The sequence below is a fragment of the Rummeliibacillus pycnus genome, from assembly GCF_044359855.1.
Taxonomy (GTDB): domain Bacteria; phylum Bacillota; class Bacilli; order Bacillales_A; family Planococcaceae; genus Rummeliibacillus; species Rummeliibacillus pycnus_A.
The window spans coordinates 4,159,980-4,185,435 of record NZ_CP132291.1 but is presented as its reverse complement, the minus strand read 5'-3'; the positions used below and the strand labels follow the sequence as shown (position 1 = coordinate 4,185,435).

Below are 25,456 nucleotides of genomic sequence, written 5' to 3'. Positions count from 1 at the left end.
GGAAGAAATGAAAGGCAATAAGTCAGCAGCTTTTAAAATTTTATCAAGTACACTTGCAGTTAGCATGTTGTTAGCAGCCGTTACATCAAATGATGCACATGCTTCAAAACCTTCAAAAACCAAGGTTCAATCACAAGTTAAACTTCGTATTATGGAAACAACAGATGTGCACACTAATCTACTAGACTTTGATTATTACAAAAATAGCGTAGCACCTAAATTGGGTTTAGCTAAAACAGCAACGCTTGTAAAATCAGCGCGATCTGAAGTGAAAAATTCAGTATTAGTAGACAACGGTGACTTGATTCAAGGGACTCCTTTCGGTACTTATGAAGCGAAAATTAATCCGTTAAAGGATGGAGAAGTTCATCCAGCCATTAAAGCTATGAATATCATGAAGTATGACATGGCGACACTTGGAAATCATGAATTTAACTATGGATTAGATTATTTAGATGAAGTATACGATGATGCGAAGTTTCCTTTTGTGAATGCAAACGTATATGTGGATGATCACGACAACAATCCACAAAACGATAAAAACAAGTACACTCCGTACAAAATTGTCAATAAAAAAGTAAAAGATGAATCTGGTAAAACAACCACGATTAAAGTCGGATACATCGGTTTTGTTCCCCCTCAAATCAACGAATGGGACAAAGCAAATCTAGATGGTAAAGTTATTACCAAAAATATCGTAGAAACAGCCAAAAAATATGTTCCTGCTATGAAGAAGAAAGGTGCAGATGTAGTCATTGCATTAGCTCACTCCGGTTTCAATGGAAATTTAGACAATACAGAAGATACAATCTATGCTTTGAGCAAAGTTTCTGGAATTGATGCAATTACTTTTTCACATACACATAAAGTATTCCCTGCTAAAGACATTGCGAGTTTAGACGCATTATTCAAAGATTCGAATGGACAACTATTACCTGGAGTTAATAATGATAAAGGAACAATCAACGGCGTTCCTGCTGTTCAAGCTGGCTACGGCGGTGGTAATTTAGGCATTATTGATTTAACTTTGAAAAAAGAAAAAGGCAAATGGAAGGTATCTAATTCTCAATCTTCAACAAGAGCAATCGAAAATGTAACAGCTGACGAAACTGTTGCAAATGCCGTTAAAGCTAATCACGAAGCTACATTAAAATATGTCAATACACCAATCGGTAAAACAACTGATGATATCTATAGCTATTTTGCACTTGTACAAGATGATCCATCCGTTCAAGTCGTGACAAATGCACAAAAATGGTATGTAGAAAAATATATCGCCCTAAACAAGCCTGAATTCAAAAACCTACCAATTCTTTCAGTAGGAGCACCGTTTAAAGCTGGACGTAATGGCGTGGATGAATACACAGAAATTAAAAAAGGTGATTTAACAATCCGCAGTGCAGGTGATTTATACCTATATGACAACACGTTAAAAGCGGTAAAAGTGAAAGGCTCAGTCGTAAAAGAATGGATTGAAATGTCAGCAGGTCAATTTAACACGATTGATCCTACAAAAACAACGGAGCAGGCTTTAATCAATTCTGCTTTCCCAGTATATAATTTCGATATAATTGATGGTGTTGAATACCAAATTGATGTTACAAAGCCAGCTAAATATGGAACAGATGGTAAACTAGTAAACCCAACTTCAAATCGTGTAGTAAATCTAAAATATAACGGTAAGCCAATTGATCCTGATCAAGAATTTATAGTCGTAACAAATAATTACCGTGCAAATGGTGGCGGAAACTTCCCTGGAATTAAAGGAAGTCAGTTAGTAGTTGATTCAGCTGATGAGAACCGTCAAATTTTAATGGATTATATTTCTGAAAAGAAAGAAATTACACCAACTGCTGATGGCAATTGGTCTATTGCACCAATCTCACAAAACGTGAATGTAACCTTTACGACTTCACCAAAAGCTGAACAATATATCATGAAAGAAAGTCCATTCTCTTATACAGGTAAAACAGATTTAAGAGGCTTTGGAATCTTTAACATTAACCTTCATCGTTAATTAAAGATGCAGTTGTTATCTGAATACACTTAAATACATTACTTAATTTCTCAGACAACTAAATAAATACACAGCATTCAAAACTCTATGCTGTGTATTTTTTTGTGATAAAAAAGCTTTTCCAAGCCATATTAAGAATGATCCAAATTGAAAGGAGAATTTAACATATGGGAAGAGATAATAAACAAGGCAAAAGCAAGAACAAAAGATCATTACCCCAAACTCCGAAAAACGAAAAAATAGCGCCACAAGCTGCAAAAGAAGAGACCGCTCAGGAGTTACTTGAGCTAGAAAGCTTGGTTGCTAAAAATAAACAAAAGAATAAGCAAAAATAGGAGGTCTTCATTTGGAATATCAACGTGCACAAGAAATTGTTGCCTCACCTAAAGAATATGAAGTGAGCTATAACGGCGTTTCTATATGGATCGATAAGTTACTCAATGAAAGAACTGCAACCGTCCATTTAAGACATTCATTAGAAGAACGTTCTGAAGTGGATATTTCGGAGTTGAAAGAAGAATATTTGCTGCAGTAAATTGCTGATCCCATTGGAGTGTTCCAGTGGGATTTTCTTCACTGTGTTTCTTACAGTTTTATGTTGGTTGAAGATTTGACTCTATTTCGTGAATTGAACTGTTTTATTCATAAATACAAACAACCTTATCCCTATTCCATCATACAAAATATATCATTTTAATAATCTGAATATTTTGCATTTTCCGATTATTTTTGTTACTATATTATTAAGGAATCTTCATCACAAAGTTTGTACATTAGTTGAGGATTAAATACTTTTCAAATTCAAAGGAGGTATATATACATGACAAAAGTAGTATTAGTAAATGGACAATACTTAGCGATTATCAATGAATCACATGTCGTTGAAACAAGAGAATTACCAGAAGGTATTCAACTTGGGGCGATGTGTGAAGTTGAATACGACCATACAACGGGTCAAATCATTGTAGATGGACAGATTCTTTAATCTGAATCCATCTTTTTTTGAGGAAAATTATAGTTTACATACTAAGTGTAGCTTGATAAAAAATAACACTCAACTTCTTCTAGTAGATTCCCCTCCATTTTGTAAGCAGAATTGATCCTGATAGCTTACGAAGCATATCACATCCCCTCTTTATCTCATTTGAGGCCACTGAAAAAGCAAGTAAAAAAATAGATGTACGTTTATGTTGAAAATCTAGTATAGCTATCTTCATTGAAGTGGAATTAGCGGAGAGTCCTCGAAAATGCATTCGCATTTTCTTCGTGCGATGTTCATTCAGTGAAGTTCATTCAATATCCTGTGGGAAAACGAGCTAGACGAGACCCCGGAGCGAGATTCTTTCTGCGACGAAGCTAGCGATGCGATGCAGGAGCAAAATCTTTTCTGCGACGAGTAACCGCAGGAGCTCTAGCGAGGAGGCTCGTCAGTTCGCCCACGGAAAGCGGAGCTAATTCCACTTCATTCAATAACAGCTATATACTATAAATATTTGTATTACTCGTAAAAAAGTTCTTATTTAGTTGTATAATCGCCCTGTTAATTCAAATAGTATAAAGACCATTCTCCCGCAGTATTTATACTGTACTACTTTACCTCCTACTGATATTTAATTAAGAAAGCTGCTAAACATCTATTTGCACTCCCCGTATCTGCATTTACTTCAAAACCTTCATAATCTGCATAGTCGCTAACATTTAAATCATTTTCCGATTTATACTTTTTATAACTACTAAAATACCCTCTCCCCTACCCTCATTTATATTAAGAATCTGAATCACATAGTCCCTATCCATAACAAACAGTTCCTATCTTTAGTTTTATAAATACATCAAAAAAAACGATTAAATTTATTTAAAAACACTATTGTATAAAAATCAAATATTATGTATAATAACAACCTATCGAGATACAATTTAAGTCATTTTAATTTTTTTAATATATAAGATACATTAGGATTAGTAAGGAGCATGGCTATGTTTAAGAAAAAGAAAGCAGATAAAGGAAGTAAAGGAGTTAATGCATATGTATTAATTTTTTCTTTAATCGTAATTTCTGCAATTTTAACGTATATTGTGCCAGCTGGACATTATGATACAAAAGTAGTGGATGGTAGAAGTGTTATTAAGCCAGAGACTTTTTCATTTGTGAATAATCATCCAGTTGGTCTATTAGATTTATTTAGTGATATTCACAAAGGAATGGTGAATGGTGCAGGTACGATTTTCTTCGTATTAATTATTGGTGGTGTATTCGGTATTATTAATGCCACAGGTGCACTCGATTCATTTATCGTAACATTTGCACGCAAAATGAAAAACCGTGAGAAATTAGTTGTACCCATTTTTATGCTGTTCTTTGGGATTTGTGGAGCAACAATGGGGATGTCAGATGAAGTGGCTGTTTATGTAGCACTTCTTGTACCATTAACCATTGCATTAGGATTTGATGCCGTTACAGGCTTTGCTATAGTAGTAGTCGGTGCCTCAATGGGTTTCACAGCGGGCTTTTTAAACCCATTCTCTGTCGGGGTTGCACAAGGAATCGCTGAACTCCCAACATTCTCAGGGATCGGTTATCGTCTAATTGTATTCGTTGTGTTCTACGCAACAGCAGCTATCTTTGTTTATCGTCATGCGATGAAGGTTAAGAAAAATCCTGATTTAGGAATTTACGGTAAATTCGAAAAGTTAAGTCCACATACAAAAGAAGATGTGTCAATTACTTTCACATTACGTCATAAATTAGTGTTAACTGCCTTTTTATTAAACTTTGTGATTTTAATTATCGGTGTTATGAAATATGGCTGGTACATTCCAGAAATCGCAGGGTTATTCTTAATGTTCGGTATTATTATGGGGATTCTCGGTGGTCTTGGAGCATCTGAAATTGCCGATAGTTTTGTAAAAGGAACATCAGAACTAATCGGTGGTGCCTTAATCATCGGATTAGCACAAGCTGTATTAGTTATCTTTAAAACAGGTGGTTTGATGGATACTATCCTACATTTTGCCTCCACCCTATTAAATGATCTGCCATCAACATTCACAGCTGTTGGTATGATGATTTTGCAAATGATCATCAACTTCCTAGTCCCATCACAAAGTGGACAAGCTGCACTGACAATGCCAATCATGGCACCATTAGCTGATTTAGTAGGTGTCACACGCCAAACTGCTGTACTTGCCTTCCAATTAGGTGACGGTATCGCAGCAAGCATGTTCCCTACAAACGGCGCGCTAATCGCGGCACTTGCAGTTGCAGGTATCCCATGGAACAAATGGGTGAGATGGTACTTAAAATTCTTTATCATTATCTTCATAATTTCAGTGATTTTGTTAGTGATTGCAGAAAAGATGAATTATGGTCCATTTTAATAGATAAAATAAAAACTCTAAAGCGAATGAGATTCGTTTTAGAGTTTTTTTGTTTGACTGTTTGGATATTTCAAAGCATATTATTGCAACAAACTTACGCTGACATATCCTTGCGTTCGTTTTCTACTTTTTTCGGTATGGCATCATTATACGGCATATTGCTATGTCCGTAGCTACGATGAATCATCATATACACTAAACCAATCACAATAACTACAACTCCTGAAACAATCACGATATAGTTATCATACCAAGCTACATCTGGTGTTCTTGGCCAACACATGTTGATCATTGCGATTATTCCATAGATAAGCGCTCCAATATTGATAGGTAGCCCCCACTTGCCCAATTGATACTTACCACTTGGTTTCCATCCTTTTAGTCTAGCTCTAAGTGCAGCGAGAACGACCATTTGGAATCCAAGATAAATGCCAAATGACGCAAAACTAACTACCTTTGTAAGCGCATCTGTAGATACTTTTGATCCTAACACAATTATAGCTGGAACAATTGCGGCAAGTAGCAACGCATAAGGAGGAATATGACGGGTAACTGAAAATTTCTTTAACCATCGGCTTCCAATAATCATGTCATCTCGTCCATACGAATAGGCAAGTCTACTTGCTGCCGCCTGTAAACTTATTGCACATGAAAGGAAAGAAATCAGCACAATACATAGTACAATTTTCGCGCCAACAGCACCAAATGCCTTGTTTAGCACTGTATCAACAGGCGTTGCATCCTTACCTGAAATAACTGCTGGGATATCAGCAACTGAAAGTACTAAAGAAAGGCAAACAAAAGTTGCTGCAGCTCCACCAATGTAAATCGTCCGACGCATTGCCTTTGGGATAAGTACACCTGGATTCGGTACCTCTTCAGCAACATCACCACAAGCTTCGAACCCATAATATAAAAATGCTCCAATTAAGCCAGCTGCTGCAAATGCATACATGAAGCTATGATTACCTTGAGCTCCAAAAGAATCAAAAAGCACACTTAGATTATGATGCCTTTCTGTGATAAGCAGCCAAAACCCAACTGCAAGCGCTCCAATAATCTCTGCAACAAAACCAATAACTGCTGCAGCTGCAAGAACCTTTGTGCCAAGAAAATTGATGATCGTTGATAAGACAAGTAAACCTACTGCACAAAGAATTGTTGAATTCACCGATACCTCAAAACCTAAAACTTGTGCTATAAAAGGACCAGCTCCGTATACAACACTAGCAATTGTCACAAGTAAAGCCATTAGGTAAACCCAGCCCGTCATCCATGCATACTTACGTCCCCATAATCTTCGAGCCCAAGGATATACTCCTCCTGCTACAGGGAATTGCGCAACAATCTCACTAAAGACTAGTGCCACTAATAACTGGCCTAGTCCACAGATGAGAAGACTCCAAATCATAGGTGGGCCACCTTGCGCAAGTGCGAAAGCAAATAGCGTGTACACACCTACTACAGGAGAGAGGTAAGTGAACCCAAGCGAAAAGTTAGCCCAGGGGCTCATGTCGCGGCGAAATTCAGATTCATAACCAAGTGCAGCCAGTTGTGCAGCATCACTATCATGATGGTCCGACGTAGATCCCTCAATATTTTTGTTCAAATTTTCTTGCATGTTTTGAACCTCCTTTTAAATGTAATTACATTTTTATAAGCAAGTATTGTGCCAACACACAGAAATATATGAACATTCAGTGAATTATGATTAAGTAGAAATATTATTTAGAATTTGAATTTCATTTTTGATATTATGTATTCAATTATGAATCAATTATTTGTATTAGTAGGACTCACTTACTATAATTAATCCCGTTTACAATATTGCCATATAATATAGTTTTGCTCCCACCTATGTTCCTATGAGGTTTTGAATAATTTATGCATAATTGCCTACCCATCCCTAATACACCGACAAGCAAATCTTCTGCATCCTTTTTCTAAGTTTCTTCGGACCATGCTCTCAGAAACTTCACTAATAAACATCACCTCTATTAAATATTGGGCATGTAAATATTGAGTAGAGTATGATATGGTATATTCTCGACAACTAATGATTTGAAGGTGAAGAACATGCTAGAAGTAAGTGATAGTAAATTAGCACAGTATGTGGTACACCATGTAAGCGATGTGCTTGTTTTGGGAGAAGAGGCATTCTCTCAGCCAGAGGTCATGCTCGAAGCTGCCTTTACCCAATTAGCGTTTAACAAAATCGATTGGGATCAGCAATACGAATTTTTTCACGAAACGGATATTGGATTAAATGAAGTGTACACTTATGTGAAGTCTATCTTTGATAATGAAAGTAGTTTCCTAGAACAATCAAATCATATCGCTACACACCTACAAAGTGTATCCCAACATCCTAATATAAAAGATGGCGAATTGTTTATTGGATTATTCGAAAATTGCCTTTGGAATACAGAGATGAAAAAGGTCATCGCCATTGTAAAAATTGATGAAAAAGAAATATTCTTAGATGTTAAAAACGAACAAAACAAAGTGATTGTCAATGGCATCGATGGTATTAATGTGAAGAAAATCAATAATATGGCCGTCATCGTAGATATGGGGCCTGATGAAGCACCTGCTGTCTTTATCAAAACGAAAAAGAAAGAAGATGTTATCTACTGGCAGGAGCGCTTTTTAAAGATTAAGGTAGCGGATGAAGATTATCATAAAACGAAACTAGCTTTAACAGAATGTAAAAAATACATTTTAAAAGAAGATGGTTTTTCGAATACCGAGAAGTTGGGTTTTTTAAACAAAACGCTCGATTATTTTAAAAATGAAGAAGAGTTCGAAGTAAATGACTACATTGACTCGGTTTTTGAAAGTGCTGAGCCCGTACAAAAAGATATCATCGTAAATACAGTAAAGCCCTACGAAACAGTTATTTCTGAAAGTGCAATTGAAAAAGCCGAAAAAAGTTATAAGCGTAAAATTAAACTCGATTCCAATATTGAAATTCAGGTTAACGTACGTGATATCGAACAAGTGGATGAACTAATCGAAGTTGGCTATGATGAAACAACAAATCGTAAATTTTATAAAATCTATTTCCAAGAAGAAATATAATCATAATTACGTATTTTACGTGGTATCAAGCGTTTATACCCTACTATGCTCTAAACGAAAGAAAGATAAAAAATCGAGTTGGCTCTTACCTAGAATCAACTCGATTTTTTTCATTGGACATTTGAAGAATCACACCAGCTATTTTCTAGTTCTTTTTTCTCTGGTAGTTCCTTGTAAATATCAATTAAAAATTTTTCCTTGATTTTATTACAATAAAGGATGGTCTACGTTCTTCACTAATTAATTGAGGCATTTGTTCTAACCCAGCAGGAATGGACTTTGGTTCAATAATTTTTTCCAATACAAGACCATTGTTAATAAGTGTATTTATTAGTGTTGAAATTGTTCTATGATATTTAATTACTCCATCAACATACCAATGTTGCTCTCTTTTTCCTTCTTCTTGATAATGATCCAAAGCCCAATGCAATCTATTTCCATCAAGATCCTTTTCCCAGTTATCCATTTCTTTTCGAGCTGTTACAATAGGATGTTCCGTTGAGAAAATGAATTCTCCATTGTTGTTTAATAAATTACTAACCTTTTCAATTAAAGTTGAGTAATCTTCAATATAATGAACTGCCAAAGAGCTTATGATGATATCGAATTTTTGATTTAGTATTTCTAAATCTTCCATTGGCATACAAATATATTCTATTTTCTCGTGATTATTTTCTTTTAAAGCACTTTCTATCATATTTCTAGAGATGTCGACACCTAAAACCTTTGATGCACCGTTCTCAGCACAATACTTTGCAAATTTACCATTCCCGCATCCTAAATCTAATATGCATTTATCATCAAGAGCTGAAATTACAGATTTTATTGCTGGTTGTTCCACAAAATCATTATAGGTTACTCCACTTTCACGTAAAGAAGAGTAGTTTTTAAAGAAAATCGGATTGTCATAAATATTTTGTTTCAAAAATATCCCTCCAATTTGGATTACATCTTAAACACTAATTTCCTTGAACTACCTTAAAAACAATACCATATTTTACTAATTTAGCATAACTTCTTTATTCTACTCCCTCTCCCATCAAAAGCTACTTATAAAGGTACTCTCTCTGTTGCACCTCAAAATATGTACATTGCTCCAGGCGAAAGAACAAAGAAGGATCTTATTGCCTCTGTACCAGAAGGAATCCTTGTAACAGATTTATCTGTCCTTCATTCAGGTACGAATACAATCTCTGGTGACTTCTCGGTTGCCGCAATAGGATTCCATATAAAAGACGGCAAGATTGCATCACCTGTCAAACAAATTACAATCGCCGGAAACTTCTATGAATTATTGAATGACATTGAAAAAACTGGCACAGATCTACATTTCAAACAAGGCGGATTTGGTTCCCCTTCTCTATTAGTGAAAGAACTTTATGTAACGGTTGATTAAGTTAAAGTCATACTAAAAAGAGTTGAATCTGCGAATACGTAGATTCAACTCTTTTTGTGATTATCGAGAAGTTAACTTTTCATAAATGCTGTTTTTTTCTCAAGTTTTCTTTAACTACTACTTCTTCTAGTATATCCACATTAAAAATTGTGTAGATTTATTCCCATGAGTATCTATCAAATACACTTCCAACTGGGTTCCTATTTTATATAGGGGGATTGTCCCTTTAGCTGTGCCGTTGCTTGAAGACATTAATGTTTTAATCTTTTTCTTATTTTTGTAGATGTAAATTTTTGCTTTAGGTTCGGTGTTGATTGTTACTGTTTTACCTTTTATGGACGAACTGTAAATCCAAGGTCCGGTTTTATCTTTTACCGTTACTGTGATAGTTTTGCCCTTTTGTCCCAATTGATTTTTTCCATAGACCGCTACTTTTGTTCTTGCTTTAAGCTTCGGCATAACATAACTAAATGTACCATTATTAGATACATGCACAATCTTAGATTTATATTTTGGCGCTTTCACAATAACATCTGTATATGGCTCCGCATTACCTTTAATCGTATGTTTGTTATCATCAATTGTCACAGAAGTCGGTGTTTTCGGAGCTTTTTTAAAGATATTTTTTACAACAAATGTATGTGTTTTTTTATGTTTTGCATAGTCTTCAGCAATGATTTTGTATGTGCCATTTTTCGTCGCTGTAAAGGTTGTCGTCGCATTAGTCGTTGTTTTGCCATCTGGTAATGTTAGTTTTTTGATACCTACATAATCTGTAGCTTTAATGGTAACTTTAACATCGTTTTTCGTATTTTTTGTCGTGCTTAAAGATGAACTAATCTTTGGACTATCCGTATCGATGGATGCATTAAAACCGTCTTCTTTTACGATATGACCAAAGTAGTCTTCTACTGAAATATGATAGGATCCATTTTTCTTCATAGTGTAAGTTGCATGATTTCCGCTTACTGTTAAAGAGTTTGGCAAAGTGAATGTCTTGATGCCAACATTGTCATTTGCAGTAATATCAAGCGTCATTGTATTTTCATCACGATTGTAAATTTCTTTGACGTTTAATGTTGGGGCTTCGTCGTCTATTGGATTGACGGTTATTCTATTCTTTTCATCATAGATATTTCCCGATTCTTTGCTTCTAGCTTGTACTATGATCTGATATTTACCAGAACTATTCGGTTCGAAGACAAATGTTTTTTTATCGCTATAGGGTTGAACGACTCTTTCATCGTATCCTGATTCACTACTCACTAAAAATTGATACTCGACATCCGTACCACCCTCTGCTTGTGCAGAGAAATTGTATCGTATCGGTGCTTCTTTATCATCTAATGATAAATCAACCTTTTTTACTCTATCTGCCTTTGTTTTGAAATGGTATATTATATCTGAATCGTTCGGATTTGATTGGTAGCCAGAAACTGCACTCTTTTCAAATGTTAGCGTATAGTTTGTATACATTTCAAGTGGGTCCATTGTAATTTGGATGACATTCTTGTTATAGGTCACAGTGATCGGAACCACTTTACCTGAATCTGATTTTACAATTACTTTGGATGGATCTAAAGCGGTGATTTTTTCATTCATATAAACAGTAAAAGCAAGATCTGTTGGCATAGCATGCTCATTATCATTAAAAGGGGAATCTATGCTGTATTTTGACCCACTATAAATTGTTGCTACACCTAGCTTGTCAGATTCAACTGATTTGTCATAATGAACAACAGCTTGTTTGTTATCTATATTTTCAATAGAAACGAGCCCATCGTCCGCAAAGGCATCAATCATGTTTTTGTTGCCATAGAGTGTATACAAATAGTCTGATGTTCCATATGTATAAACGTCAATTCCTTGTTTAGATGATATACCAAATGTATAGTCATTACTAAATGCGAAGCTATCATAACCTTCATCAAACTTCACTTTTCGAATCAAATCTTCAGTCTCATTTGACGCTAAACTGTAACCACCATCATTTGTGTAAATATATTTTTCATCTGGTGTAATATCAACACCCCAAGCATATTGTTCAAATCCACTTTTCCATTCATAAGAATTTTTCAATTCACCTTTTTCCACTTCAATGGCAAATAGATTTGCAGATTGAGGATAATATAATTTTGATAAATGTTGATTATAAATAATATGCCTTCTTAAACGAAGACTTCTATAATTTGAACTGCTAATGATTTCTTTGTCACCATCATTTAAATTATAAATATGAATTTTTTGTTTTTCACCAGAACCTGGTGTTACATATAAAAAGCCATCCTTATCTATTGCCATATCAAATGGATCTTGATTTAAATGGATGATACGATCAACCTTAAATGTTTTCGTATCAATAACAGCAATGGCTCCCTTTTCTAACTTGTCCGCGCCTGTATGCTTTTGCTTCAATTGCGTAACATACAACTTGCCATCATACAAAGTCATATTTTCTGCGGGATACGGCAATATCAATTCGTCTACTTTCCCTGTTTTATAATGATTGCGATAAATCATATTCTTACCTTTATCCGTCATATATAGAATATCTTCTTTAGCATCGATCTCGCTATCGTACGGCAAAAAATCCAACTTTGTAGTCTGTGCAGAACTATCTGTTGGCTTCCAAAGAAAAATACCAACAAACATAAAACTCGCTAGCATTAAAATTCTCAGGCTAGTTTTCAACTTTATCTCCCTCACTTCCTTATGTAATTATATCATTTTTCTTGTATCTAACTTGAAATAAAGCAAAAATATATTATTTCAGATGATAATTACAAAAGAAGGAAATTTCAAGATTAAAACGAATTCTACATAAAAATAGGGCGATTCTTTTTGATAAAGATCGCCCCTACTTTCTATTTAATGTTATATCAATATCCGTATTAAACTATAAATAATATATGAAAAATACTATAAATGATAAGATTGCAAGTAATAAAATCGTTAAAGTTTCTTTAAAGGTATCCTTCACCCTAATATGCGTTAAGATTCCACCTATCCCAGTAATCCCAAGAACAAGTGCTCCTGCCATCGCATAACTAAGTTCCCAATAGCCTATGAGAAGTAGTGCAGCACCCACTATTTCCACAATTCCTGTTACCACTCTAAACCATTGTGGTAATCTCCAATGTTTAAAACTTTCCACATGCATTTCATAACCTACTACCTTGCCTATTCCCGCCAGAGCAAACATGAGTATAAGAATTGCTTGAAAAATGTAAGCTAATATTTCCATGTTTTTTTCTCTCCTTTTTTGATGACTAAATTGGCTATTACGCAAAAATTGTTACTACATTATATTCATTCACGTAATTTGATGTTCCAACATTTTCTACAAAATAAGTCTACGAGTGAACTTTCAATGAAGAGAAGCCCTTAGTGTGTTCTATAAAGATGCAGATGGAAACATATTTCACACGTATTCAACCTATGCTCGAGGTATTGATATGCTTAACAATACGTATCAATTTCTAGATTTGGTTCCAAAGGACAGCTTCACTAAATAATGCGACTGCATCTTTGGATAATGGTTGTGTACTTCCAATTCAGACTGAGATTGATGCATGGATGAATGAAGAAACTAAACAGCAGAACAGATATAGGAGAAAATAAATGGGAAGAAAAAGTTATGATAATTCTTTAAGTATAAAATGATTAAAGAACTTTGCAACGGCAAATCAGCAATGGAAATTGAGCGAGAATATGATATTCAACGTTCTACTGTTTTGAAATGGCTCCGAGATTTCATTAAAGACGGAGCTTTTGGTGATTATGCATTATCGCCAACAGAAAATCTGAGGCTTGAACAGTTAAAGGGAAAAGCCAGAAAAAGAGAAGTTGAGTTAAGGCTTCATGGAACGTCCACGAGTGAAAACTTAGAATGGCTTTTAGAATATGATTCTGATTTACAGCAATGGAATGAATATGCCACGGAATGGATAAAAACGGTTGTAAGAAGCAAATCCTTAACACTTTCATCTCTATCAAACTTTTTTAAGAAATATGTTATTCCCTATAACTAGGTCTGTGCAGGAGTTCATTTCTTAATGAAATATAAATGTAGCTTTAAAATAAAATTTGAACAAAAACACCTCATAAATCCTTACACTAAGATTAATAAGAAGCATCCATTTTGAAAAAAGATTAATCAAAATGGATGCTTCTTTAGCATTTTTTAGTTTTATTATAAAAAAGTATGATCATTTTCTACAGCGTTACTTCATAAACGCGCCCGATTGTTGAAGATCGTTATCACAATAAAGCAACCCGTTAGTTCATCAAATTTACTTATTTTTACTATGCAGTTCAAATGATTCTTCAAATTCTCCCCATTTTACATTTACTTTTATAATTTCATCCACATTTACTTTTGCCCCACCTCGTGAACTTCCTTTAGAAGTAAATATTAATTCTTTAGGAGGTTCAGTGAATTCCTCTGTTGATTTCCCGCCACTACTAATTGTTTCGTAAGAATATTCAAGTTTTTTCATAGAAGACAACTCTTTTAAAGTTCCTTTGTATTTTAATACAAATTCATGGTTATCTTCGTTAGAGTAAGTTAGTGTTCCCTTATTATCTCCCCATGTTTCTGTTCCTTTATAAATATACCGACCAACCGGATTGGGGCTATAGTTTCCTAGACCTCTTATATTGACGTGAGGCACTTCATGTTCTTTACGGCACTGCACACAATAAAATACAAAGCCACTTAGATCCTGTAAATTTTGACAGTTTTTTTATTTTTAGGGGGAATATTGAAATTCATGTCGTATTTATTATATTTAATAGACTATATAGGGTACAAATTAAATCTAATATTATTTAACAGTTGAAACTCTACCGTTGTTTGGAGCTTTATATAAAGACTCTTTAGTTCAATTTGAGATTTAATATCTGGCGATATAATCCTGACATGCTACATTGGGCTTTAAGCTCTAACAGAAACTTGGATAGTCAGATATGTCATACTGTTTTTATTGGAGGAAAAGTGATGAAAAAAACTAATAGTCCATTTAGTTATGGAAATGAAACTGAAGGTGAATACCGTCATGGTATACTACAACTAATAATATATAAGAAAAAAGGAATTAGATATTCAATTACAAGTTAGAGGTGAAATTATAATGTATGCAGATTTACATATTCATTCACACTATTCCGATAGTACCCGTTCTCCTGAGGAAATTGTCAAGAAGGCAAGAGAGCTCGGCATTGACTTATTATGTGTAAGCGACCACAACACAACAGCAGCTTATAACGAGCTTATACCTTTGTGTAAAGCGAACCAAATTAAATTAATTCGAGGAGCAGAAATCTCTACCTCTTTTGAAGATAAAGAATTTCATGTCCTCGCTTATGATTTCAATTTTGAAAATAAAGAGATTATTGATATTTGCAAACAATGCGAGTCGGTTTATGCTGATATTGATTTAGAATTAATAAAAAAGATGAGTGTTGACTACAAGGAAATAAGTATAGAAGATTTTAATTCTTACAATCGAAATCTAAAAAACGGTGGTTGGAAAGGTTTTGACTACCTAAAGACCAAAAACTTAGTTATTGATGTTCCTAGTTTTTTTAAGCTCATCAGTGATTATAATGTTAAACCAAAAAATTCATTTCCATCAATAGAATATGTAATAAATGTAATACATAATGCAAATGGTAAAGCAGTTATTGCCCATATCGGAGAAACAATGAAGAATAATCTTTTAGAAATAGAACCTCGTTTAAAAAAACTTAAAAATATGGGCGCAGATGGCTTTGAATGTTATTACACAACTCATACAGAAGAAACAACAAATGTTCTTATAGACTTTTGTCAAAAAAATAATATGTTAATAACCGTAGGCAATGATGACCACGGTGGATTTAACAATAGATCAAATGTTATATATGAAATGGGAGCAATTAAGGTAGATTTTAGTAAGTTGAATTTGAAAGATATTGAGATTTTGGGTTAAATTTAATAACCATGTATGGTAGCACAAAACAGGCTTTTTTCATTATAATAAAAAATCGCCATTAAAAACGGTGCGGTGAACCCTACTATGTCTTCAGAGTAAATAGCTTGTCTTGAAAAGGCTGACAATTTTATTGTGTTTTTAAAGAAAAGGATTACAGAATATACAACCATTGTTTCATTAACAGGGGCTTTAATAAAGTCCCCTTTTTTTCACATATCCCTAAGTCTATTAAAACACCAAAATTCCCTACTTTTATTTTGAAAGAAGGGACTTTTCTTTGTATTAAATTATAAAATTTTAAATTAAAGCACTACACTACATTGAATAAGAAAACTGCATTCCATACAGGTTTTTTATCAAACTTTATTATAAATGATAGAACTTAATTATAAATTATCAATCTTTATTTAAAAACCACAATTAAAAATACATCCATTATCTCTATAAAGATTTAATGGATGTATTTTTATTACAAATAAAAGTTTGATTATAAAGTTTGATTATATATAATCAAACTCAAATCTCCTGAATATAAGGTCTAGTTTTATTCTATTATACTATTTACCCTATATTATATAACTCTCGCTTGTTTTCATTTGGTAAGCTTAACTTTTAGATTCCATTAAAGTTTCAAAATCCTCCACACTTAAAGGGCGGCTAAATAAATATCCCTGAAGTTCATCGCATTCAATTTCTTGAAGGAATGTTTTTTGGGTTTCATTTTCCACACCTTCTGCAATCACTTTGAAATTCAAACCTTTCGCCATCATGACAATCAATTTAACGATTGCCGCATCTTTCTCACTCTTCTCTAACGCGGAGATAAATGAACGGTCTATTTTTAGATGATCAATTTGGAATTCACTTAAATATTGCAGAGATGAATAGCCAGTTCCAAAATCATCTATTGCTATTTGGAAGCCCATTTGTTTTAGCGCTGAAAGTTGAGCGAGATTCTTTTCGATTGGGCCCATAGCAATACTTTCTGTAATTTCCAATTCAATATCATTTGGATTTGCACCAGTCTCATTGATAATGTTTGAAACCATATCCATAAAGTCATTATGTTTAAATTGTAAAGAAGAAATATTCACTGCTATTCTTAGTTTTGAAAATCCTTTCTTCCTCCATGAAACGGACTGACGACATGCTTTCCTTAAAACGCTTTCTCCAATCGGCAATATCAGACCGGTTTCTTCTGCAAATGGAATGAAATCTAAAGGTGGTACAAGTCCTTGCCCAGGTCTTTCCCAGCGAAGTAAAGCTTCTGCACCAATAATTTCATTGTTTTTCAGTGAGATTTGAGGCTGGTAGTGGATTATAAATTCATCCCGTTCAATACCCTTTCTTAACGAACTTTCTAACTCCATCTTAGGTTCCATACTCATTGTCCCATTGTAAATCTTATAATTATTTTTCCCGTTATCCTTTACCTCGTACATGGCCGTATCTGCTTTCATTAAGAGGGTATCCCAATCACAACCATGGTCAGGATAAATCGATATACCAATACTAGGTGTGATGTGAAGCTCAAATCCCTTTATATAAAAAGTTTCTCTCAAGGTTGTTAATATGTTTGATGCTATTTTTTCTATCTTCTGCACGTCTGTATTTTCGATTAATAATGCATATTCGTCTCCACCAAGGCGACAAACAACTTCGTTTGGAACGCTTTTAACCAGTCTATCTCCTACTTCTTTCAACAATAAATCACCATATGAATGGCCAAGACTATCATTAATTTGTTTAAAACGATCCAGGTCAAGGAGCATAAATACAATCTTTTTTTGATCTACATTCGAATTATTAATGGCTTGTGAAAGCCTTTTCTGAATATATCTGCGATTAGGCAAACCTGTAACCACATCATGAAACGCAAGAAATTCCATTGAATTAACTGTTTCTACTAGTTTATTCGTTCTTTCTTTTACTTTTAATTCAAGACCTTCATTTAAATTATTTAAATCCTTCACTAATTTATCATTTTCTAACAAAGTAAAAATTTGTCTTAAAATTACCAACAGGATACATACTACCAATCCGATAATAACAGGATACATTTTGTATAGGGTGAAAATAAAATAAACAGACAGCAATAAGACACCCATATATGGAATAAGATATTTAATAAATATGTTTTCGCTTTGTTTCGCATTATTTGTAATCGGCTCTTTCGTTGGAAAAGGCTCATGATATATACCTGACAATCCGATCATAAGAATGGATAGGATCCAGCAAGGTTCATTAATACTTCCCAAAGAATATGAATTCGTCATTTTTAGATAGGAAAAAATAGTATCCGCGATAACTTGAATTAATAATCCAGAAATTAAAAAGAAAGTTGTCTTCTTAGAAAAGATACTATTTGATGCGATTAAAAGGCTTAAAATCCCTACAAGTACACCGAGGTCTAAAACTGGATAAAGTAATTCGGTGATATAAAATTGAATGTTTGTATGTTGATTTAGTAATGGATATATTAAGAAGATCCAACTAAACGTTATTGCTGCAGACATTACAATTAACGTATCGAGGCAATATCTAATCGTAAACAATTTACTTTTAATCGCATTCATTAGTAAAAGGAGAGCTATGAAATAGAATCCATTTTGCACTACCCAAAATATTTCTGCCGTATAAGAAATGTCTTCACTGCGATTAAGAATGAATGCATTAACAATCCAAATAACCATTCCGGTTAGATAACTAAGAACGCCTAAACCAAGAAATAGCCAGAAACTTTTAGCTTGTCCTTTATGCTTTAAAAAAGTGGAAGTGAGCCATCCAATCGACGCGCAGCATGCAACTATTTGAAAGGCAACTCCGCCCCATTTGATAAAATCTTGGTTATTTCTAAAGACCATATTCCAAAGGATGTTTGCAAGAATAAATATTACGATAAAGGAATATGCAAACCGCTTTGTTCTAAGACCGTACATCTTGTTTCTCCATTCTTGATTTACTCAAAACTATGTAAAATTTATAATCATTATTTATTTGATACATTCCAGCTGTATTTTTCCTTATTTTGATATACTTCTTTAGAATAAATTATAGAAGGGATTACATAATCGCCCTTGTAGTATATTTTTTCACTAACTGCTTCCAATGGAATTTTGTATACAATTTTTAATGCTTTGTAGAAAGATCTTTCAAGGAGAACAACACAATAATCTATATGATGAGACTCAGTATATTTAGTGAACAACCGAATTAGTCTTTCAAGGTTTTTACCTCTATATTGTTTCAATATAGCAACCTTATCAATTTCTATCACTGAGTTTGGATCAAGTTGAATCAATTCTTTCTGATGGAATGGATATACCGTGTTTATGTTATTAGTAGGATCTAGAGCATATTTCTTGAATTCAATAGTTCCCACTTTTTGATCATCTGAATCTGTTATTATATATCGATCTGATGGTACGGTTCCATTTTCCAGACCATATCCCTTCTCCAGCCAACATTCCATCCAAATTTGATTAAAATCATTTAACAATGCCAAAGAATCTACTTTTATGTACATGACGTGCTCCTCCAATAAAATAAAAAAAATCACAAAAATATCAACGTTTATATATCATAGGTCTATTATACCTATAATTCATTAAAAATTTAAGTAGCATTGTCAAAATAAACGTACATATATTTTCCTGTTTTTTGATGCTTTCCTTTAACTATAAGCCAATTGTTATCACAAATCAGACCTTTTGGATTATTTTTCAAATAAACCTTTATTATCATTAAATTACCAACTCAATTTCCGCTATCTACGAAATATTGAGTTGTATCCAAGATAAGCACTTTTTATATCCTAACAAACACTTAATCTCACTACATTTCCATATAAAAAACTGCTACCCATTTGGATAGCAGCCTCAATAGTTCTTACATTCAATCTAAAATTTTCGTATACCAAGCTGGATGCCCTTTTGTCGATTGACTACCTTTACTGATATAGCGGAATGAAACATTACACGATTCTAGTTTTTCCATAAATGGTTTTATTTCCTCGTTTGCTACTACCCAAATGCTCCCATCTTGTAGTCGATAATCGACAATTTCAAAACCTAGATCATTCAAAAATTTTACGATCGATATTTTCCCTTGTATTAATACATTCTGAATGAGCTCTGGTGGAATGTCATTGATTGTAGATGCTGAGACTATTTTTGATTCATTCTTTTCCTTATTCGTATAAATTAATGTGGGATTTTTCGGTAAATCTTCTTTAATGGCTAGCTTTTCTACTACATTTTTATATTCTTCTATGAATGAATGATTTTCATCAGTAATCTTCTCAGTAGTAAATGGATCACTCAATTTGTTTTCTTGAACAGGTTTAGTAGATATTTTTTTATTTTGAGTTTGAAAGTGTATTTTAGGTTCTTGCTCAGTCATCATATTCACGCTAAAATCATGGAGTACTTTTGAAGTTTCTTCAGCACCTATAGGTAAAATCCCTAGATCAGAGAGCTTTGACCACAGACCTTCCATTGCTTTCTTTTGATTGCAGTAAAAGTCCCTACCGCTAACATGCCAGAATTTCCACCCCGCTTGCTCAAGTGTTTCTTGACGTTGTTGATTTTCTTCATACTTTTCGGGACCTTTCCATCTCTCTCCGTCGCACTCCACAGCAAGACGATCATGCATGCCCTCAATTACAAAATCAATTTTGTAAGGACCTACTTTTACTTTAGGAGTAACTCGATAATCCTTTGATAAAATCATGTTAAGTACATCGATTTCAAAAGTTGATTCACATAGGCTTTCTAATTCTTCAATCTGGCCTATTTCACTCTTTGGATTTTGGCTTTCATTAAGTAAATCTGCTTCCATTAATTCTACAATTTCTACCGATGGGAAATTCTGCTCTGCGATTTTATATAAGGATATTTCACCATCAAATAAAGATCGATTTGGAACGTCTTGAATATAATTATGCATTAATTCAGCTACAACCTCACGATTTGCTCCAATTAGTTGAGGATTAGTTTGTTCAGAATCCCCGACCACAATTACTTTTTCTCCTCTTAGTAAAGCATTTATAGTAAATAAATCGCATTGACTACTTTCATCAATGATGATGACATCAAATTTCTCATTTGTAATTGGGAAGTTTTGGATTACTTGGTCAATTGGCATCATCCAAACTGGAATCGATGATTGTGCCCGTTTCACAGCTTTCCGTGTTTCACGATTTAATCTTGTAGTATATTTTCCTTCGTCTTTTTCGATTTTTTGACTATAGGATTTCCATGCTGATAAAGCTTCTTTTTCTTCATCAGTTATTCGAGCGAGTTGTGTAGCCCATGTTGCATCTGATACGATTTCTCGAATGTATTTCTTTTGCGTATTTAATTCATTTTGAAGTTGTTCATTCAGAGCATTACAATTCGTATCATCATCTTCATTTAACCATGTTTCCATTTTCTTCAATGCAAATGCTTCTATATACTGATCCTTTTCCAGTTTCACCTCACCGAAGTTTTTATTTAGTCCCTCAACGGTGAGTGGTAGTTTATGTTCTAATAGATCGGTGAATTTTTTCCACTTCGTAATCTTTTTGTCCACTTTGTGTAATTCTTTTAGTTCCCCTAATAAAGCTTTCCAAGCATCATCGTCTTTGACTTGCATTGCATAAAGGAATTGTTTTACAATAGCATGCATATTTTCACTATTCACCAAAGCTACTAACTTCTCAATTTCAACATCATATTTTTCTTGCCATCTTTCTAATCTGATATAGTTTAATGTATGTTCGATTTCTCTTTTTAAGTTTTCGTAATATGCGAGATCAAAAATATTACTTATTTGAAGCTGTTCAACTTGAAGTTTCGATGATAATTCATAATCTAGATCTACAAGGTCAATGATTTGTGATAAAGCGTCAATTCTTTCTTCCAGTATTTGAGGGAACTCTCGCCACGTGATATCGACGCCTGGAATACCCATTTCATTCATATTCCCATTAAATAATCTCGATAATTTTGTAATTAGATTCCTGTATTCTAGATGCTTTTGGATTGTCGTAACATCTTCTAGCTTCTTAAGAGGTTTTCCGTCTAGTACAGCTGTTTGAAATAAATATTGCGTCGTTTTTCCTTTTCGAATGAAGAACAATCGATTCGGCTTTTTACCTGAAAGAATCCTCTCTCGCGCGATAATCAAGTCTAATTGAATTTCACTATTTAGCTTTTTAGGCAACACAATTTTGTGGTGGATTAACTCATGATATAAAGCAAGTGCTATTTTAGTATGCTGCTTTAACTCAATAACGAGTTGCACCCAAAACGCTCTTCGCTTCTCACTAGAAAGTAAATCCTGAATAAACTTACTAACATTTTCATCCTCAACTAGATGATGATTGGCGATGATTTCCTCAACTAATGCTTTCATAATGAGTAGAGTTGATTTTTTTTCAGGTGTACGTTCTATTGGCATTATATATTGCAAGTCAATTTCATCGAGTAATTGCTTCTCTTCCTCAAGTAACGCTTTAAATGTTGATCCATTTAGAATATCCGAATTGGTAGGCAATATTGTATCAATTAACGTAGAATCTTCTTTTTTGAAAGAATTTTGTAATGTACAGAATTCTTCCCACTCGTCATGACTCAAAGGAAATTTCATAATTAAAGGAAGATCGTCTTTTATCCATTGATAATGGACATCTGTTTCGGCTAGACGTTTTGCTACATCATATTTAAACAGTTGCTGATCTCCGTACAAAATAGGTGTTCCTTCTGATTTCGCATATTGTTTCAGGCTATTTCTGTACGTTGCTTCATTTTGTATACTTTGATTTAATAATTGTTGATTTTGCTCTATATTTTCTTTTAATTTTTGTAGATTTAAGGCTTCTAACTTTTCTCCAATTAGTCGAATGGATTGTTCGATTTCATTGAATGCATTTGTATCCTCACTTAAGAAAGGTGCACATAAATCTCGAATTTCTTCTGGAATTTTATTTTTCAATTCTCTTAATTGACTATCTTCTTGAGTTGTAATGAGGATTTTTTTGCCTTCAGCTAAATAGTGAGAAATGAGATTGGCGATAGTGTGTGTCTTCTCTGTTTCTGTAGGCACATGAACTGTTACTCCATTATCTTGTTCAATACGTTTTACAATCTCTTTTTGCTGCTCATTCGCATTTAATGGGAAAAATACTTGATTTGGTAATGTTGATTTCAACAAATTCGATTTATTTGTACTATTTGGATGATATTGTTTAGGAATAGGAGTATCCCCTAAAAAAGCATGGATTGAATCAGGAAGTTCTATCTTGTTTTGATCAATCGCAGAAATAATTTGTTGCAAATCATTTCTAATAATCGCTGAACTTTTTGCACGTACGATTAGCAATGACTGATTTATGATGACAGGTGCATGATTATTACTTGTTTCAAAGCTACTATTTTCAATAAAACGTCCGTTTGGATCTAGTAAATGAACCAACTGTTTAAATTCACTTGATAGGTCATCTGAAAAGTTGAAATTCTCAATATTGTCAATTAGGATATCGATTTGTTCTCTATTCAGAAATGTCTTCCCACTAAATAATTCATTTTCAAACTTTAATCCTTTTGTTTCCTCTTTTAACGTAATCAAGTCTGATTCAGCATGAAGCGTCAACATCACATTTGTCGTAAACAGTGGGAGCTCTATCGTTTCTCCTTCATCTGCTCCTGACCATTTCAATAATCCCTTTGATAGTACTAATTCGATTGAATCATTTTCTAGCTCTAATCTATTGACCAATTCGAGAAGTTCAGCGTAGAAATCATTGGCACGAGCTAACCGTTTTTTCCTTTCTATCCACACTTTCCATTCTGATAGACGTTGTGAATCTAATTTGATGTTTTCTTCATTTTCACCGAAATGAAAGAACGTTTCGTTCACTTTTAACGTGTGTTTGTAACTCGGTGTACTCGGCTCTTTTTTATAATCTGCATCACTCATCCATTTGTCTAACTCAGGATATGGACTTGGACTTTTGAGTAATGTGTTGTCGATTGTAGGCTTATGTATTTCTAGAAGATTTGACGGTCGCCCACATCTATTTCCAATAGTGCATCCTTCAACTTTACCTAATTCGTCCCAAATCCATGTCTTTTCATAATCTTGAATCGAACGAATGGGTTTTCCATTTAATGATGAAAGTGCTAATAAATATTCAAAAAAACGTTTCGCTTTATCATTCAATTGCTCTTTCAAAATCGACACCCCTATCTTTTATTCGTTTTCTCAATAAAGTGAACCTTTACTCAATACGGGATTTTCACAATCCACACTGAGTATTAGTTGAACCCCATTTCCCCTCTTGTCTCTTACTTGATTCTTAAAGTGGGATCCTTTACTTTCCGTTAATGCGGAATAAAAAGCCTAGAAGTATATATAAACTCCCTTAACTCTTAATGTATATGCTCTAGAAAATGGACTATGCCCTGTTTTCTTTATTCGATCATTTTTATAGTTGAATTAATTTCATGAATGCTTTTCTAATTAAATTGCGAATATTATACTCTTTATTTCCTCTATAGACGAAACTAGATTTTCTATGCTGAATATCAAAAAAGTAGCCTTACACATTTAGTTTCGTGTAAGGCTACTTTGATCTATTATTAGCTGCATTTATTTATGATTTTTCAAAAGCGCTTGAATTTCCTGTAATGTTGGAAGCCCCGTCATGGCACCTTTTTTAGTCGTAGATAATCCTCCTGAAATATTTGCAAAGCGAATCATCTCGGCAATTTCTGTTTCTAAATGGTCTTTTAGTGATTTGGCTGATTCATTGAGTGAATAGAGAATCCCAGAAACAAATGCATCACCTGCTCCAGTAGTATCAATCGCCTGACATGTCAAAGCAGGAACTGTTCCAATCTTCCCTTTAAAATAATACAAACATCCTTCAGATCCTAAAGTGACCAAAATCAGCGGCACTTTAGGTAATAGTGCAATTCCTTCTTCCATGTTACTGCAACCTGTTAAAAAGGATAATTCTTCATCGGAAACCTTTAAGATATCCACATAGGGAATTGTAGCAAGTATGGTTTCTTTGGCCTGCTTTTCGGAACGCCAAAGGTTTGGCCGAAAATTCGGATCGTAGGAAATCAGCATTCCCGATTCTTTTGCCCTCTTAATCGCCTCAAATGTCGCTGATTTAGAAGGCTCGTTAATTTGAGAAATCGACCCAAAGTGAAAAATCTTATGTTGTGTAAATAGCGATGCGTCTAATTCTTCTTTTTGCAAAAATTGGTCCGCACTTGGGTTTATGTAGAAACTAAAATGGCGTTCCCCTGAAGCCTCCAGTGAAACGAATGTTACACCAGTTCGTGTTTCTTTCGTAAAAATCATTGAACGAGTATTCACGCTAACCCCTTCTAAAGTTTCCTTCAAAAAATGCCCAAGCACATCGTCTCCAACTTTACCAAGAAAAGTCGCTTCCCCTCCAAGTTTCGCAACACCAACAGAAACATTCGCTGGTGCACCACCAGGAGCTTTCTGATACGTTAGATTGTCAGCATCTAGAGGAATAAAATCAATTAAAGCCTCTCCTAAGCATAAAACACCTTTCATGAACATTACACCTCCTCATTTAATTGAAAT

The 25,456-nt window shown here is 33.9% G+C and carries 19 protein-coding genes; 10 read left to right on the top strand and 9 right to left on the bottom strand.

All coding sequences use genetic code 11. The annotated features are described in order from the left end of the window. Positions 1 to 7 precede the first annotated feature (7 nt). The 5 genes from Q8X41_RS20470 to Q8X41_RS20450 all read left to right on the top strand — a co-directional run bounded on the left by Q8X41_RS20470 (position 8) and on the right by Q8X41_RS20450 (position 5,395). On the top strand, positions 8 to 2,017 hold the full coding sequence (locus Q8X41_RS20470; RefSeq protein ID WP_397538096.1) for a bifunctional 2',3'-cyclic-nucleotide 2'-phosphodiesterase/3'-nucleotidase: 2,010 nt from the start codon (positions 8 to 10) through the stop codon (positions 2,015 to 2,017). A 167-nt stretch (positions 2,018 to 2,184) separates the two neighbouring features. Beyond that, on the top strand, positions 2,185 to 2,352 hold the full coding sequence (locus Q8X41_RS20465) for a hypothetical protein (RefSeq protein WP_397538095.1): 168 nt from the start codon (positions 2,185 to 2,187) through the stop codon (positions 2,350 to 2,352). Between the two features lie 11 nt (positions 2,353 to 2,363). After that, positions 2,364 to 2,552, top strand: a complete 189-nt coding sequence (locus Q8X41_RS20460; RefSeq protein WP_397538094.1) for a small, acid-soluble spore protein, H family — start codon at positions 2,364 to 2,366, stop codon at positions 2,550 to 2,552. Positions 2,553 to 2,837: 285 nt separating this feature from the next. Beyond that, the gene (locus Q8X41_RS20455; RefSeq protein ID WP_397538093.1) at positions 2,838 to 3,002 is read left to right on the top strand and encodes a hypothetical protein; all 165 of its coding nucleotides are present in this window, start codon (positions 2,838 to 2,840) and stop codon (positions 3,000 to 3,002) included. 986 nt (positions 3,003 to 3,988) lie between these two features. After that, complete coding sequence (locus tag Q8X41_RS20450) at positions 3,989 to 5,395, top strand: YfcC family protein (protein WP_397538092.1); 1,407 nt, start codon at positions 3,989 to 3,991, stop codon at positions 5,393 to 5,395. A gap of 94 nt (positions 5,396 to 5,489) precedes the next feature. On the opposite strand, the gene Q8X41_RS20445 is transcribed toward Q8X41_RS20450, so the two are convergent. After that, positions 5,490 to 7,016, bottom strand: coding sequence for an APC family permease (locus Q8X41_RS20445; protein ID WP_397538091.1), 1,527 nt, complete (start codon positions 7,014 to 7,016; stop codon positions 5,490 to 5,492). A 455-nt stretch (positions 7,017 to 7,471) separates the two neighbouring features. Between Q8X41_RS20445 and Q8X41_RS20440 the strand changes: the two genes are divergently transcribed. Further along, on the top strand, positions 7,472 to 8,476 hold the full coding sequence (locus Q8X41_RS20440; protein ID WP_397538090.1) for a nucleoid-associated protein: 1,005 nt from the start codon (positions 7,472 to 7,474) through the stop codon (positions 8,474 to 8,476). A 184-nt stretch (positions 8,477 to 8,660) separates the two neighbouring features. Here the strand turns inward: Q8X41_RS20440 and Q8X41_RS20435 are convergent, their stop codons facing one another. Further along, a complete protein-coding gene (locus tag Q8X41_RS20435; RefSeq protein ID WP_397538089.1) occupies positions 8,661 to 9,401 on the bottom strand; it encodes a class I SAM-dependent methyltransferase in 741 nt (246 codons plus the stop codon). 96 nt (positions 9,402 to 9,497) lie between these two features. Between Q8X41_RS20435 and Q8X41_RS20430 the strand changes: the two genes are divergently transcribed. Beyond that, the gene (locus Q8X41_RS20430; protein WP_397540316.1) at positions 9,498 to 9,872 is read left to right on the top strand and encodes a metallopeptidase TldD-related protein; all 375 of its coding nucleotides are present in this window, start codon (positions 9,498 to 9,500) and stop codon (positions 9,870 to 9,872) included. Between the two features lie 126 nt (positions 9,873 to 9,998). Here Q8X41_RS20430 and Q8X41_RS20425 read toward each other — a convergent pair whose 3' ends face one another. Together Q8X41_RS20425 and Q8X41_RS20420 are read right to left on the bottom strand one after the other, a co-directional pair. Beyond that, positions 9,999 to 12,563, bottom strand: coding sequence for an Ig-like domain-containing protein (locus Q8X41_RS20425; RefSeq protein WP_397538088.1), 2,565 nt, complete (start codon positions 12,561 to 12,563; stop codon positions 9,999 to 10,001). Positions 12,564 to 12,768: 205 nt separating this feature from the next. Then, positions 12,769 to 13,116: a DoxX family protein gene (locus Q8X41_RS20420; RefSeq protein ID WP_397538087.1), complete on the bottom strand. Its 348-nt coding sequence runs from the start codon at positions 13,114 to 13,116 to the stop codon at positions 12,769 to 12,771. 145 nt (positions 13,117 to 13,261) lie between these two features. Here Q8X41_RS20420 and Q8X41_RS20415 point away from each other — a divergent pair, with 145 nt between their 5' ends. After that, positions 13,262 to 13,387: a DUF899 family protein gene (locus Q8X41_RS20415; protein WP_397538086.1), complete on the top strand. Its 126-nt coding sequence runs from the start codon at positions 13,262 to 13,264 to the stop codon at positions 13,385 to 13,387. 144 nt (positions 13,388 to 13,531) lie between these two features. Continuing rightward, positions 13,532 to 13,903, top strand: coding sequence for a hypothetical protein (locus Q8X41_RS20410; protein WP_397538085.1), 372 nt, complete (start codon positions 13,532 to 13,534; stop codon positions 13,901 to 13,903). Positions 13,904 to 14,164: 261 nt separating this feature from the next. Here Q8X41_RS20410 and Q8X41_RS20405 read toward each other — a convergent pair whose 3' ends face one another. Next, on the bottom strand, positions 14,165 to 14,569 hold the full coding sequence (locus tag Q8X41_RS20405) for a hypothetical protein (protein WP_397538084.1): 405 nt from the start codon (positions 14,567 to 14,569) through the stop codon (positions 14,165 to 14,167). A 435-nt stretch (positions 14,570 to 15,004) separates the two neighbouring features. Between Q8X41_RS20405 and Q8X41_RS20400 the strand changes: the two genes are divergently transcribed. Further along, positions 15,005 to 15,844, top strand: coding sequence for a PHP domain-containing protein (locus Q8X41_RS20400; protein ID WP_397538083.1), 840 nt, complete (start codon positions 15,005 to 15,007; stop codon positions 15,842 to 15,844). 608 nt (positions 15,845 to 16,452) lie between these two features. Here the strand turns inward: Q8X41_RS20400 and Q8X41_RS20395 are convergent. From Q8X41_RS20395 to Q8X41_RS20380, 4 genes are all read right to left on the bottom strand, one after another. Next, a complete protein-coding gene (locus tag Q8X41_RS20395) occupies positions 16,453 to 18,786 on the bottom strand; it encodes an EAL domain-containing protein (protein ID WP_397538082.1) in 2,334 nt (777 codons plus the stop codon). 50 nt (positions 18,787 to 18,836) lie between these two features. Beyond that, a complete protein-coding gene (locus tag Q8X41_RS20390; RefSeq protein WP_397538081.1) occupies positions 18,837 to 19,373 on the bottom strand; it encodes a hypothetical protein in 537 nt (178 codons plus the stop codon). 368 nt (positions 19,374 to 19,741) lie between these two features. Beyond that, positions 19,742 to 24,064: a hypothetical protein gene (locus Q8X41_RS20385; protein WP_397538080.1), complete on the bottom strand. Its 4,323-nt coding sequence runs from the start codon at positions 24,062 to 24,064 to the stop codon at positions 19,742 to 19,744. A 417-nt stretch (positions 24,065 to 24,481) separates the two neighbouring features. After that, positions 24,482 to 25,426 (bottom strand): aminoimidazole riboside kinase, encoded by a 945-nt coding sequence (locus Q8X41_RS20380; RefSeq protein WP_397538079.1) that lies wholly within the window; start codon positions 25,424 to 25,426, stop codon positions 24,482 to 24,484. Positions 25,427 to 25,456: the final 30 nt, after the last annotated feature.